General features: G+C 51.0%; 9 protein-coding genes. 5 read left to right on the forward strand and 4 right to left on the reverse strand.

Annotated elements, in window-relative coordinates; genetic code table 11:
• The first annotated feature begins 3 nt into the window (after nt 1–3).
• The 5 genes from ACH50O_RS05270 to ACH50O_RS05290 are packed head-to-tail and all read left to right on the forward strand — an operon-like array spanning nt 4 to nt 4,284.
• Nucleotides 4–858, forward strand: a complete 855-nt coding sequence (locus ACH50O_RS05270) for a DUF58 domain-containing protein (RefSeq protein ID WP_446810985.1) — start codon at nt 4–6, stop codon at nt 856–858.
• Nucleotides 858–1,775 carry a nonribosomal peptide synthetase MxaA gene (locus ACH50O_RS05275; protein ID WP_446812116.1) on the forward strand — a complete coding sequence of 306 codons (918 nt, stop codon included), beginning with the start codon at nt 858–860 and terminating at the stop codon, nt 1,773–1,775. The genes ACH50O_RS05270 and ACH50O_RS05275 overlap by 1 nt, the downstream gene beginning before the upstream one ends.
• The gene (locus ACH50O_RS05280) at nt 1,772–2,755 is read left to right on the forward strand and encodes a vWA domain-containing protein (protein WP_446810986.1); all 984 of its coding nucleotides are present in this window, start codon (nt 1,772–1,774) and stop codon (nt 2,753–2,755) included. The genes ACH50O_RS05275 and ACH50O_RS05280 overlap by 4 nt, the downstream gene beginning before the upstream one ends.
• Complete coding sequence (locus tag ACH50O_RS05285; RefSeq protein ID WP_446810987.1) at nt 2,752–3,315, forward strand: MxaK protein; 564 nt, start codon at nt 2,752–2,754, stop codon at nt 3,313–3,315. Before ACH50O_RS05280 ends, ACH50O_RS05285 begins: the two co-directional genes overlap by 4 nt.
• A 36-nt stretch (nt 3,316–3,351) precedes the next feature.
• Nucleotides 3,352–4,284, forward strand: a complete 933-nt coding sequence (locus ACH50O_RS05290; RefSeq protein WP_446810988.1) for a vWA domain-containing protein — start codon at nt 3,352–3,354, stop codon at nt 4,282–4,284.
• 179 nt (nt 4,285–4,463) lie between these two features.
• On the opposite strand, the gene ACH50O_RS05295 is transcribed toward ACH50O_RS05290, so the two are convergent.
• From ACH50O_RS05295 to ACH50O_RS05310, 4 genes are all read right to left on the reverse strand, one after another.
• Nucleotides 4,464–7,382 carry a TonB-dependent receptor gene (locus ACH50O_RS05295; RefSeq protein WP_446810989.1) on the reverse strand — a complete coding sequence of 973 codons (2,919 nt, stop codon included), beginning with the start codon at nt 7,380–7,382 and terminating at the stop codon, nt 4,464–4,466.
• A 372-nt stretch (nt 7,383–7,754) separates the two neighbouring features.
• Nucleotides 7,755–9,290: a DUF1501 domain-containing protein gene (locus ACH50O_RS05300; protein WP_446810990.1), complete on the reverse strand. Its 1,536-nt coding sequence runs from the start codon at nt 9,288–9,290 to the stop codon at nt 7,755–7,757.
• A 22-nt stretch (nt 9,291–9,312) separates the two neighbouring features.
• Nucleotides 9,313–11,745, reverse strand: coding sequence for a DUF1549 and DUF1553 domain-containing protein (locus ACH50O_RS05305; RefSeq protein ID WP_446810991.1), 2,433 nt, complete (start codon nt 11,743–11,745; stop codon nt 9,313–9,315).
• A 995-nt stretch (nt 11,746–12,740) separates the two neighbouring features.
• Nucleotides 12,741–13,913 (reverse strand): EAL domain-containing protein, encoded by a 1,173-nt coding sequence (locus ACH50O_RS05310; RefSeq protein ID WP_446810992.1) that lies wholly within the window; start codon nt 13,911–13,913, stop codon nt 12,741–12,743.
• Nucleotides 13,914–13,924: the final 11 nt, after the last annotated feature.

A 13,924-nucleotide genomic window follows, 5' to 3' on the forward strand; every position in this document is an offset into this window, starting at 1 on the left:
AAAATGTCGGATCCTATTCAACCCTTCCAATACCGTCCGCCGCGCCCTGTAGTCGGCGTGTTTCCCGGCGCGCATCCGGGGCAAATGGTCGGCAACGGCCAATTGTTCAAACGCCATGAAACTTTGATTGCCCGCCCGGACCCCAGGCGCATCGATCTGCGCGCCAGTCTGCTTGACCCGTTCGGCAATTATCAAGTGCGGGTACAACAGCAACATAGCGCAGTCGATGTGTTTTTGCTGGCCGATTTGTCGGCTTCGATGGGCTTCGCCGGCAACCACAACAAGCGCAGTGTTTTGGCCGATATGCTGCTATCGATTGCTGCTTCGGCCTTGGATCACGGCGATGGTTTTGGCTTTATCGCTTGTAACCAGCAAGTTTTAACCGACTGCTATTTGCCGGCCGGTAAACACATGGGGCGCATTCAAGCGTTGGCCGAACGCCTCCAAAAATTGGTATTGCGGCCGGGATCGGCCGGCTTACTGCAAGCTCAGCGCTATTTACCTAATCACCGGGCCTTGGTGTTTTTGCTGTCGGATTTTCACTTTCCGCTGGCACAATTACAGGCTATTTTGCAAAGCTTGAGTTGTCACGATGTGATTCCGCTGGTGCTGTGGGATCAAGCTGAATACAGCCGGTTACCGGACTGGGGCTTGTTTCAACTCCAGGACCTGGAAACCGGCACGCGCCGCACCTTATGGTTGCGTCCTGGATTGAAGCGCAAGATAGAACAGGCTTTTGCGCGGCGCCGCAGCCAATTGCAACACCATTTTCGGGCGTTTGGCTGCGAGCCGCTGTTTATCGAGAACGGCTATCGCGCGGCGCAGCTAACACAATATTTTTTACGGAGAGCAGGGTGATGCAGGCGCTGCAGCGGGTTCGCCTCAGTCTGGCGGCGGTGATAGTAACGATGCTGTTGGCAGCTTGTTCCGGTGCGTCCAACCGGGCACTGCGCGATTTTCAATTGCAAACGCCGCGCCCGTTCGGCTATGTGATCGGCGATACCATACGCCACCGCATCTTGATCGAAACCCGCTCGGGCATGGAACTTGAGCGTAGCAGTTTGCCAACGCAAGGCCGACTGAATCGTTGGTTACAACTTAACCAGATCAATGTTACCGAGCAAGACAACGGCGGCGGCAAGCAATACCAAATCGATTTGCTGTATCAGGAATTTTATGCACCGCTAGAGGTGAAGGAACTGAGCATACCCGCCTTTACCTTGCGTTTTCAGCAACACGGACAAGCCCTGGAACAGCCGGTAGCGGCCTGGCGCTTTACCGTTGCGCCATTGCGGGAAGTGGTGGTCAGGCAGGACCAACACGGCGAGTACATCCGCCCGGATCAAGCGCCGAGCTTGTTGGACGACGCGGCAATTGTCCAGCGCTTATTTGTTGCGCTGGCGATGGCTCTGGGCATCGCTTTGCGCTTGGCTTGGCATTACGGTTATTTACCGGGTCTGGCGAAACGCAGCGTATTCAAGCGGGCGCAGCGTAAGCTGCAAAATCTCGGCCTGCAGCAATTGCCGCAAGCGCTGGCTGCGATACACCTGGCATTTAACGGTTTGCACGGTAAACCGGTGTTTTTGCATAAACTCGCCGAGTTTTATCAGAGCCATCCGGAATATCGCAGCATTGCCGATGAATTGGCCTGGTTTTTCGACTATTCCAACCGTTATTTTTTCGGCGACGCTTCGACAATGCCGCAAGAAAACGATCTGCAAAAAATAAAGACGCTGTGCCTGCACTGTCGGGAAATCGAGCGAGGCAGCCGATGAATTTAGGATTGGAGTATCCGTGGGCTTTGCTGGGTTTATTGCTATGTCTGTTGCCGGTATTCAGGCTGGGCGCGATAGCCAACCCCTATCCTTACTTGGCTATTTTGCCGCCAGATTCCCTATCGATGATCATCGGCGGTGCAATCCGCTTGCTCGGCGTGTTGGCGATAGGCGCCCTAACGCTGGGTTTGGCCGGTGTGTACTTGCAAGAGCAGCAGGTGGAGCGTATCGGTCACGGCGCGCATATCGTCATGTTGCTGGATCGCAGTAACAGCATGGACAACACCTTCGCCGGCAAGGCGCCGGAAACTCAGGGCGAGGAATCCAAAGCCAGCGCTGCCCGCCGCTTATTGAATCAGTTTGTCGATCACCGCGAACACGATTTGATCGGTATCGCCGAATACAGCACCTCGCCGCTATTCGTGCTGCCGCTGACCGAAAATAAAGCCGCCATTCATGCCGCGATAGACGCCACCGCCTTGCCGGCCTTGGCCTATACCAACGTCAGCAAGGGTTTGAGCATGGCTTTGGAGTTCTTCGATAGCCGGCCGGTGACCGGCTCGCGTATCGTGTTGTTGGTGTCGGACGGCGCGGCGGTGATCGATCCCGATAGCGAAGCCGCGTTGCGTGAGTTGTTCAAACAGCGCCAAGTCAGTTTGTACTGGGTATTCCTGCGCACCGCCAATAGTCCGGGTTTGTTCGAAATCCCCGACGACCCGCGCGACGACAACGCCCAGGCCATGCCGGAACGCTATCTGCATCTGTTCTTTAATAGCCTGCATATTCCATACAAGGCTTACGAAGCCGAAACGCCCGGCGCCTTGCAACAGGCGGTAGCCGACATCAATCGCCTGGAAAACCGGCCCTTGCATTATTTCGAACGGATTCCGAAACAGGATCTATCGACGCGCTGTTATGCCTGGGCCGCGGCGATGTTGCTGTTATTGCTGGGCGTGAAACTCTGCGAGGCCAGACCGTGATCCGCAAATTAAAACACTGGCTGCTTTGGGCCACACTGACGGCAGCCTTATTCGTGACGCTGACGCAGTTGCAACAATTGTATGGGCTTGCCGGTCAAAATCGGCTGATCGGCCAGTTGCTGGCCGATAAAGATGTCGGCGCAGATGAATTAGCGAGGTCGGCGCCGGAAGTGCGCATGGCCAGGGCCGTGTATCTCAGCCGGCACCAACGTTACGATGAAGCCTTGGCAACGCTGAACCTATTATTGCAGCAATCCGGGATCGAGGCGCAAGCACAAACCCGTTATAATCTGGGCAATCTGTATTTGCGGCAGGCTATGGAAAAAGCCCAGGCCGGCAATGTCAACGAAGCGATGCCCCTGCTGGGGCTCGCCAAGCAAGCCTATCGCGAAGCCCTGATGTTGGATAGCGATTTTTGGGATGCCAAATATAATCTGGAAGTGGCGATGCGTTTGTTGCCGGAGATGGACAGAATCAGCAGCGGCGACGATAAAGACGATCTTAGCCAAAAGACTCAGCTGTGGACCACCTTGCCGGGCTTTCCGCGTGGCTTACCCTAATTGGGCGCTTATCTTTCCGACCGATAATTTCGCTATATGACTATCGCCCCCAATCTCAGGGATTACCGTTTCTGGCTGTTGGCTATCGCGCTGCTGTCCTTGTTGGCGGTATTTTTCCGTCCGCAAACCAGCGCGCCAGCCGCACTATACCGGCTGACATTCATTGTCGATATTACCCGCAGCATGAATACCGAGGACTATCAACTGGACAGACAGCCGGTTGGCCGCTTGCAGTTTGTGAAACAGGCATTGCGGCAGGAATTGTTGAAACTGCCATGCGGTTCGCAGGTAGGCTTGGGGGTATTTACCGAACGCCGCTCGACCCTGTTGTTCGAACCGATCGAAGTCTGCTCGGGTTTTGCAGAAATAGACGCGGCCCTTGCGGCAGTGGACTGGCGCATGGCCTGGGCCGCCGACAGCCGCATCGCCAGCGGCTTATTAAGTACGCTGGAGATGCTGAAAGACAAGGACCAGACCTTGGTGTTTTTCAGCGACGGCCAGGAGGCGCCGCCGCCCAATCCGCGTTATAAGCCGGACCTGTCGGTAGTCAAGGATCAGGTAAAAGGCGTCATCGTCGGTGTCGGTGGCGATCAACTGTCGCCTATCCCCAAGTTCGACGCCAAGGGCCAACGCCAGGGTTTTTATAAACCGGAAGACGTACCGCATCGGTCATCCTTCGGTGAATCCGACTTGAATCCCGAGAAAATCCAGGGCTATAACGCCCGTAACGCGCCGTTCGGCAGCGAGGAGGCAACCGGCGACGAACATATGAGCCGGCTGCACGAAAGCTACCTGCGCCAATTGGCCGCCGAGAGCGGTTTACAGTATCGGCGCCTAACCGATGTCGACAGCCTGGATCAGGCACTGCAACAAGCCGAGTTCGCCAAGTCCGGGCAGCAGAATGTCGATATCGGTTGGCGTTATGCCGGTCTGGCCTTATTACTGTTAGCGGCGGTGTATCTCAGATAGATAGTGAATGCCGGTATTAGGCATCGATATGCGTGACTAGGCAGAGCGGGAGCGGAGTTGCCGAGTGAATGTACGCTTCACTCGGCGTTTTAACGTTGGGTCTGTATAAAACCAGTGCCGTCTTAGGCAGTTATCAAGCGTAAAGATACAAGGTTGTCCAAGAATCTAAATCGACATTATTAGAGCTTGGTACTGACCATGACACCCACCCATCTTGGTAAACTTGGCACGTAAGTATTCCAGTTGGAATTAAATCCGTAGTCGGTATCGAAGAGGTTTTTCACGATGACGCTGGCGTCAAACAATTTATCCCTTCTACCCACGCCAATCGCAAAATCAGTAATGCCAAAAGCATCGACCACGGAATAACGGGATAGCGACGGATCGTTGTTATAGCTTGTCGTAAAGCGGTAGTTGACGTTGGTATGGAAATTTAGCTTGTCGAATATCGGCCGTACATAATCGGCGTTAAGGTTAAAGCTAAACTTGGCGGCACCCGGCAAGGTTTTACCGCTCGCATCGTAGTAAGGCGTCGAATTAGCGCCGAGTTCCAGCGGATTAGCGAGAAATTTAAAGTCTACGTAACGAGCATCGTTATATGCGCCGGCGAATCGCAGGGTGGTGTAGTCGAGACCGGAATAGGTCACGTCAAGCTCCACACCTTTTGACTGCACCGCTGGTACGTTGCCGAGGCCGCTGGTATAGGCAATTTTGCCGTCGTTGTTAAGGATCGTTTGTGCCTTATCCTCAAAATACATCGGTTGGAGGTAGTTGTCGATGTCGGTTAAATAGACGTCCGCCGCGACAAATAGGGTTTTATCCAAGAACGAGGATTTGAATCCCACTTCATAACTATTGGTTATTTCTTCCTTGGCTAGCGCAGACTTACCACCGTTTGCTGTCGCACCGACGATTTGGGAAATCCCGGCTTTTTCGCCGTGCTGATAAGTAAAGTAGACCGTGTGGTCGGCAGTGATTTTATAACTTGGGCTGAAAGTGGCCGTTGGTAGTACTTTCTGATACGCTTCGGCCTCGGTAGCTTGGTACAAACCGCCTATACGGGCATTCCGAATGGCCTTGGCATCCGCGACTTGTTGTTTCTGCGCGTCGGTTAGTGCCGCATAGTTAGCCGCGTTAAAGTACTTTTGCGCGACCGAATTGGCCAATGCGAGCTGTTCCGCAGAATTGGTCGTCAAGGCGCCACTGGCATTACTGTTAAACCCGCCCAAGGCCACGTTATTACTAGAAGATGGATTCAATTCAGCGCCGAATCCCAGGTCTTCGATGAGGCGTTCCGAGGTGGTATTGCGATTTTCGCTAGTCAAGCGCACGCCGGTGTTGACGGTTAGAGCGTCGGTAAAGTGGAAATCCAGATTGCCGTAGCCAGCCACACTGGTATTGCGAATGTCGTCCTTGGTTTTGGTAAACAAGCGGTCTATTGAATTCAACATTAGATAACGGCCGTTACCATTGGCGTCCAAACGGTTGTATTGATTCACGTTTGCGTAGTACGCCCCCGCATCGGAACCATATCTGGCAGTCGTCCAACGCTCCGGAATTTCGTTCTTGAATAAATACAACCCTGTCTGGTAATCGACGAAGCCACCGGTTTGCGAGCTTAGTTTCAGTTCCTGGCTGAACTGTTGGTACTCGACATGACCGGTCGATGGCGAGCGGTCAATATCAAAAACCGAGATTGGGCCGCCACCGGAGTCGAAAAAGTAGTCTTTGTAAGCGGTGATTGACGTGAGCGTGTGATTGAAGGCTTTCCACGATAGGTTGAAGGTCCCACCTTTTGTGCCATAGTTATTGGTATTCTGATTCAGCCGGTTGATTCTGTTTCCGAGGAAATCGCCATTGACCGTGTAGTTCTTTTCTTGTGCGAACCAGCGTCGACCGAGTCTGCCGGTTGGTTCGAGCGCCTGATTGACGGCAATGCGATTTCCCGAGGCATTAACCGAGTCGTAAAAATCCGGAGTTGCTCGAAAAAAGTTCAAGTAATTGTTGGATGTTTCGTGGCCGACCGGTGTGTATTCCAGACTCACTTTCGCTGTGACATCCTCGGATGGCGTTAACAGAAATTGGAGCCGACCGTATGTTCGGTCGGTGTTGGTATAACTGAAATTCCTGTCGTTAACATTGACCTCCTGGCCTTCGGCCTGATCACGATAAAACGTTCCCCGCCAAGCCAGTAAACCATCCCAAATTGGCCCGCCAACTGCAGCCTGGGTTCTAATCGTATTGCGCTCCCCGAATGTCAGTGATGCCGATGCATCGGATGTAAAGCTCGGAGCTCGGGTATTGACGTTAATCTGTCCAATGCTGGAGTTTTTTCCGCCCTGGGTGCCTTGCGGGCCTCTGGTGACGTCGAAGCTGTCGATGTCGATAAAGTTTACCGTGGCGCCGATGGCAGTTGTGCCGTAACTGACTCCGTCAACTGTCATACCCACACTGGGGTCGAGCTGACCTACTCCTGTTGCCCAGCCCACGCCACGTATCATTAAGCTGCCCGCTTGTGGATTGGTATAGGTCTGTCGGACGTTGCCAACACGAGTGATAATGTCGCGAAAATCGACGGTGTTTTGCTTTTCCAGTTCTTCACCGGCGACGATGGAAACGGATTTCGGAGTATCCTTTAACTTCTCTAGTTTGCTAATCCGCCGCGCTCGTAATACCACTTCGCCAAGCTCTGCGGGTTCGTCGGCATCTTGTTTAGCTACGACTGTTTCAGCTTCGGCGGGAGGATTTGAGTCAGCGGTCGATGTGCCTCTGTCGGTCGAGGGTGGGCGAGTTGTGGCTACACCTTGTTTAAGTAAGGCATTTTCTTTTTGCAACTGTTCATTTTTTTGCTCGATTGCCTGTAAATGCAATTTCAAACGGGCTAATTCAGAGTTTTCCTCATCGGTTATTTTTGCGCTGGATACTTTCGTTTTTACGGTTTTTTTTGAAGCCGCTTGTACATCTTTGGCACTTACCATAGAGGAAATGGCCAGGACGGTGGCGATACCTAGCGACAGTTGTCGCCGTAAGCTAATTACACCAGGTACTTCCTGGCGGAATCGGCTATTTAAACTAATATCTGACAATATATATTTCATGATTTAATAACTCTCCTTATTTTAAAGTTTCCATCCCTTGTTACTGCGTCAAAAACATGAGTTATTTCTGGCAAGTTAACCTGTCAAAATTTAATGATCAGTCGCTGATCAAACGATAATCTAAAGTAACAATCGGGATATTTACTTTTAGCAAATAAGGTGCCATTTTCAATTTATCAGCTTTTCCAGGAAATATAAGGCGGAATAGTAAATGTGGGTAATTTTGAAAGATAAGTCTGGTGAAATATAAACAATCGTTGTGGATGCTGTGTTTAAAAATAACCAAATTAACTTTTTTAATTTTTAAAAATAAGCGGTTTTCGATAAAATATATAAACAATAATGAACTTTTCTGATTTGGAGATAATAAGATTAAATACCTTTAAAGGTGCTTGTATTGATCACAACAAATAAAAGTGCCTGGGTTAAGACCGAAACGATGTTTTTTGTAAAGAAGTCCTGGGCAATCAGTTCCTTAATCACTTTTCCATATACAACGGTTGGACGCTCGGAGCGGCCATTATTCAAGAAAATTGTTTTTAAGTGATCCAAACCCATCAGCTGTAAAATCGTGGCGTGCAGATCATAGGTATCGACTGTTTCACCTACTGCTTGCAAGCCCACCTCATCGGTCTGTCCATACGTGGTTCCGGCGTTGATACCGCCTCCGGCTAGCCATTGGGTATAACCCCAAGGATTGTGATCGCGGCCGTTACCGCTTTGTCCGTATGGCGTGCGGCCGAATTCCGAGGTCCACACAATCAAAGTAGAATCCAATAGACCGCGCTCTTTCAAGTCGGCAATCAGACCGGCAATAGGCTTGTCGACAGCATTTGCGTGGGCGCGATGGTTCTTTTCCAGATCTCGGTGAGCATCCCAGTTTAATGGTTCGCCATCAATCATCAACGGACCCGAGATCACCTGAATGAAGCGTACGCCGCGCTCGGTCAGGCGGCGCGCGCGTAGCAGGGTAGTACCGAAATCTTTAGTGGCATCGTCATCGAGACCGTATAGCGTTTTGGTGGCGTCCGATTCCTTGCTAATGTCGACGACTTCCGGGGCGGTTGTTTGCATGCGCGCCGCCAGTTCGTATGAATTTATGCGAGCCTTAAGCTCGGTATCTTCCGGATAAGAGGCTGCGCTATGCTCATTCAAGCGTTTTAATAGGTCCAATTCACCTCGTTGTTGTTTCGCGGCTATTAATGACGGGCTCTCCAAATGTAGGATCGGCGATGCCCCGGGCCGGAACGGCGTACCTTGGTAAACAGCCGGCAGGAAACCGGCACTCCAATGGGTAGCGGCTCCGCCGTTCGGTACTTTTTTGTCGTTGTAAAGCACCGTATAGGCGGGCAAATCCGGATTGGCCGAACCCAAAGCGTATTGGATCCAGGCGCCAAGTGACGGCCGGCCGGGATTGACATCGCCGGTGTTCAGCTTCTGCACCGAAATATTATGGGTGGCGCCAATAGTGATACTGCTTTTGATAAAGGCCATTTTGTCGGCGTGCTGGGCCAGATTGGGGAGCAAGTCGGAGAACCAAACCCCGCTTTCGCCGTGTTGCTTCCAGGTACGATTCGAAACAAACAGTTTGGCATCGTTGCCTCCCCGTATGCCTTGCTTAATCCCCTTCAAAAAGGAGGCGGGTATGGTTTTTCCCGCTAATTTTATTAACTCCGGTTTGTAATCGAACAGGTCAAGACTGCTGGGCGCTCCGTCCTGATGCAGCCATATCACCGTTTTTACCTTGGCGGGGAAATGCGTAGGTTTGGGGGCCAGTGGATCGATCAGCTCGGCTGCCATGACGTTAGTCGCCAAAACGCCACCGCCGGGTAGTAAGGCGCTCAAGGTAAGTCCGCCCAGACCATAGCCGGATTTGATCAGGAAGTCGCGGCGCGATGAATTATTCATAAGATATTCCTTTGGATTCAATTTAAAAGCGGTAAGCAAAATCGTTGGAATTGGCGACGGTATGTACCAGGTCGACAAACGCCGCGGCTCGAATCGGATCCAATTCTTTAATCTCCGTCAGACCGGTGGGGACACTGATCTCAAATTTGCCCGTCAATGCTTTTTCCTTGATGACTTGTTCTTGGCTGCTCAGGAAGGATTGCAGTGCTGACTTTTCGGTGTCGTCCGGGGTCCGGGATAACAGGATTTGATAAAGCCTGTCCAATTGGGCCGCTTCGTTGTTGCCGGTTTCACGGATCACCCGTCCGGCCAACGCTTGCGACCAATCGAGGACTACATCACTGTTTAATAATGTCAGCGCCTGGAGTGGGGTGGTCGTTACCTCGCGTTTATGGTGTACATGCTGCGCGGAAGCCATGTCGAAAGATTCCAGCAATGGGTAGGGCACGCTGCTACGGGTAAATATGTATAAGCTACGGCGGTTATGATCCTGGGCATCCTTGGATACGACCCATTTGTCGCCGACTCCCAAGTTGCCGGGGATGGGCGGGAAAACGCTAGGACCGCCCACTTTTTCCTCGAGTTTGCCGGATGCGACCAACAATGCATCGCGAATTTCTTCGGCCTCCAAGCGTTTGCGCGGGAAAACGGCTAAGAGTTTGTTTTCCGGATCGGCCCGATGGGCATCGTCGCGATGCGCGGAGGATTGCCGGTAAACGCCGGACAATAGAACTTGGCGATGTAGCTGTTTTACGCTCCAATTGTGTTTGACGAAGCTGTCCGCGAGATAATCCAGGAGCTTGGGATTGGTCGGTTTAGTGCCCGCCTTACCGAAATCGCTGACGGTTTCTACGATGCCGCGGCCAAAATACTGTTCCCAGATCCGATTCACGAAGACGCGCGCCGTTAAGGGATTTTTCTCGTCGGCGATCCAATTAGCCAATGCGGTACGGCGGCCGGATGAAAACGCCGTGGGCACGATCACGGGTTTTTCGCTGGATAAGGCTTCCGGGAATGCCGGTTGCACTTCTTCCAGTGGACGATCCAGAATGCTGCCGAAGAGCACGCTCGTCGGCGGTGCGTCTGTGTAACCGAGTTCAGTCATCGCCGAAATGGTGTCGGAACCGTTAGGTTTGAGAGCGTCGAATTTTTTCAGTTCTTCTTGCAGCGCAAGGTATTGTTTATAGCGTTCCGGATTTTTGGGGTCATAACCGGGGGCATTTTTATCCTTGGCGGTATCTTGCAGCCATTCGCGGAGGCTTCGTTCGGTAAATGCTTCGGAAAACCAATGGTTTACCCAGCGGTCGTGAGGGCTCCATTTCTGGCGTGGTTTGTTCAAAGACGCTTGCACATCCTTTGTATATCGTTCGCGGAAATAGTCGGTGGCTTTTTGCCTGATCGGGTCGAGCAGGGCTTTCAACTTTGCCCGCGTACCTTGACTGGCGGCTTCCCATTTAGCCAATTTATTACGATATTCAATCTCTTGCGGGCCGATTGCGGCCGGAATCTTGTCGCTGGCGCTGAGATTTGCGAAGAAAGCTTGCAGCGAAAAATAATCCTTTTGGCTAATCTTATCGAACTTATGGTTGTGGCAGCGGGCGCAACCGACCGTGCTGCCCAGAAACACTTCGCCTACGGTATCGGTAATATCGGTGGTGCTGATGTATTTTCTATCCACGACTAAACGGGAAAACGGATCGTCGGGGTAACCGCGCAAAAAACCGGTAGCGATCAAGGCATCTTGATCTCCAGGCGCTATTTCATCGCCCGCTAATTGTTCCTGGATGAAGCGCGAATAGGGCTTGTCTTGATTGAATGCGTTAATCACATAATCGCGATAACGCCACATGTTGGGACGCGTATCGTCGAGAGTGAAGCCGGCGCTGTCTGAATAGCGTGCTAAGTCCAGCCAACGCCGGGCCTGGCGTTCGCCGTAATGAGGGGACGCGAGTAATCTATCGGCCAATTTTTCGTATGCGTCGGGGGCTTTATCGTTGACGAAGTTGGCGACTTCTTCGGGGGTGGGGATGAGTCCCCATACATCCAAGGTCGCGCGACGGATATAAGTGGCGCGATCGGCGTCTGTGGACGGTGTAAGTCCTTTTGCCTCCAATGGCGCGAGAACAAACGCATCGATGGGGGTCCGCACCCAATTTTGATGATTTACAATCGGGATAGTGGGAGCGTTTACCGGTTGATAAGACCATAGCTTTGTTTTAACGCCAGTGGCATCCTCGGCTGCTTTCTGTTCGGACACTGTTGATGAGGTCTGCGAAGTCTGCGATACAGAAACTTGCGGTGCTTCTGCTTCAGATTTGGTCGGCTTACTAGCTAGCGAAAGTACGGGTACTTTTTGCGCCACCTCAGGCGTTATATCGTTAGAAGTAGCAAATACTGCCCTCCCAACAACGCCTCCAAGAATTAAAAATAGCTGGAGATAACGTGCTTTTTTCATTTATTTCCTCCTTAAAGTTAAAGCGCGACAAAGTTGGCGTATTTGGACATCAGACCAGAATGCTATAAAGGTTTTGTCTATTTACTTGCCTGTATTTTTAGAAGAATCAGCAGTAATTTCCGCTTTACTGCATGGTCTTCTTATCGGATATCTCCAACGCTGAATCAGGTGTTATTTCATCTAATCCTTGAAAGTGGATAAGTTTTTACAGCATCTAATGTGCCAAAAATTTTTCCGCAATTTATTTTGATAAAAATATAGTTATCTAATTGATTTGTTTTGATAATATTTATATGGGGGAATTGCGTTTTGCGCTTTTTTAAAGCTATTTGACGATGTCGAATAGCTTTTGCTGTTTATTCATCAGTAACGAAACAGAATCTGTTATTGAAGAAGCAATGAAGCCTGTGCTAATTACGGGATTTAAATTAGGAAATCGGGCTTGAAATTTTTTCCGGATCGCCGGCTGATATTGAAGGTAAATTGCAGGCCAAAGCTGTAAAGAGGAAGTGGAATACTTTTAAGAAGAACGAGGTAACGCAACTAAATGCAAGATTAAGATAAATATCGCGGTACTGCATTTCGTTTTTGAATCCGCGCAATCTATAGAAAGGTATTGAAAAAATTCTTTGCGGAGTTTGGCGCGAACCGAATTATGGTCGGCTAAGGTATGTGAGCAGCTAGCGTTATGCAAGAGATTAAACGCAACTTGTTATGGCGCGTGTAAAGCCATGCAATCAGTCGCACAGCTATCGTTGTACTCGGGTCTAAGCCATAAACTGTAAGCTTCTGCCTATTTGTTTGGGGGGCATGCAGCGTTCATTCTGGTCACGAGTCGGCCGTGGATTGTTGATTTCCAGGCCAATGTAGACATTCAGAATCAGATGTCGCAGCAAACCTTGATTACTGACGGGTTCAGCGAAAAAGCATTCGATGTTCGCTGTAACCCCAAAGCTTGACACTTTTGCTGTTAGCGGCGGTTTATGTCAGATAAATCAATCGCCCGCAACGGTATCCACCAGCAAAATCCGCTCGCTATCCAGGCGTAAAGACAGGGTTTTACACAGCAGGCTGGTTTCGAAATCGCGGTAGCGTTCGGAGGTGACGATGCGTTCGCGATCGCCGCAATTTTCCAGCGCCAGCAATTGAAAGAAATAGGGCCGCCATGACCAGTTAAAGCCGATTTTGCGCGGATCGGTAAACCATTGGTTTTCTTTAAAATTGAAATCCGGCGAAATCTGGTCGCCTTGGTTGTTGCACAGATAAAAGCGAATTACGCCGCTATCGGTAAAATTCCAGCTGACCAGTTCGTTCAGATTGAAATCGTCCTGCAAGGTTTCGGCTAACTTGTAGATCAGGGTTTTGGTAGTGTTGATGGCGATGACTTTCTTTTGCACCTTGGTCAAGGTGTTTTTCAGAAATTTACTGCGTAATGAGGCTATGTGTTGTACGTACAGGTCTGCCGGCTGAAAATCGGCTTCGGCTTTAGCAAATAAAAAACCCTGCATGAATTGCGCGCCGCAGTTCAAGCTAAATAAAAACGCTTCGTCGGATTCCACGCCTTCGCAAATGATCCGGCAGCCGGTGCGTTTACCCAAGCGCGAAATCATATGAATGATGTCGCCGGCGATACCGCCCTTGGTGGCCAGTTTGAACAAGCGCATGTCGATTTTGATGATGTCGGGTTGAATCGCGATGACCCGTTCCAGTTGCGAAGAGCCGGCGCCAAAATCGCCGATGGCTACACTTAAGCCGTGTTTGCGGTAACGTTGCACGATCTGCTTCAATTTGTGCGGATCGACATGGGCATCGGAAATCTCGACGATGATACGCCGTCTGTCGATATTCAGCTCATCCAGCATGCGCAACGTGGGCAGCGTATTCAGTTGCCGCAGGTTTTCTATCCAGGCCGCGGAAATATTGAGCGCCAGATAGCTTTGGGTGTCGGCTAATGCCGAGAATTTTTCCAGGGCTTGCCAACGTACCTGTCTGTCGAGTTCGATACGGGTTTTGGCGTCGACATCGGCGGAAGAGAACAGCGCGCCGGCGGAGACCACTTTGCCTTTGTTGTCGTATTGGCGGGCCAGGGCTTCGTAACCGACGATTTTGCCGCTTGCCACCGAGATAATGGGTTGAAAGTATGGGAATAACTGAGTTTTAGCTTGCATCGTCCCTTGGG

This window comes from Methylomonas sp. 2BW1-5-20, from assembly GCF_052474515.1.

What these genes read in the sequence shown, in the direction of transcription:
- ACH50O_RS05275 (WP_446812116.1), top strand. Translation starts at nt 858, where the DNA reads ATGCAGGCGCTGCAGCGGGTTCGCCTCAGTCTGGCGGCGGTGATAGTA.
- ACH50O_RS05295 (WP_446810989.1), bottom strand. Translation starts at nt 7,382, where the DNA reads ATGAAATATATATTGTCAGATATTAGTTTAAATAGCCGATTCCGCCAG.
- ACH50O_RS05270 (WP_446810985.1), top strand. Translation starts at nt 4, where the DNA reads ATGTCGGATCCTATTCAACCCTTCCAATACCGTCCGCCGCGCCCTGTA.
- ACH50O_RS05305 (WP_446810991.1), bottom strand. Translation starts at nt 11,745, where the DNA reads ATGAAAAAAGCACGTTATCTCCAGCTATTTTTAATTCTTGGAGGCGTT.
- ACH50O_RS05280 (WP_446810986.1), top strand. Translation starts at nt 1,772, where the DNA reads ATGAATTTAGGATTGGAGTATCCGTGGGCTTTGCTGGGTTTATTGCTA.
- ACH50O_RS05310 (WP_446810992.1), bottom strand. Translation starts at nt 13,913, where the DNA reads ATGCAAGCTAAAACTCAGTTATTCCCATACTTTCAACCCATTATCTCG.
- ACH50O_RS05290 (WP_446810988.1), top strand. Translation starts at nt 3,352, where the DNA reads ATGACTATCGCCCCCAATCTCAGGGATTACCGTTTCTGGCTGTTGGCT.
- ACH50O_RS05300 (WP_446810990.1), bottom strand. Translation starts at nt 9,290, where the DNA reads ATGAATAATTCATCGCGCCGCGACTTCCTGATCAAATCCGGCTATGGT.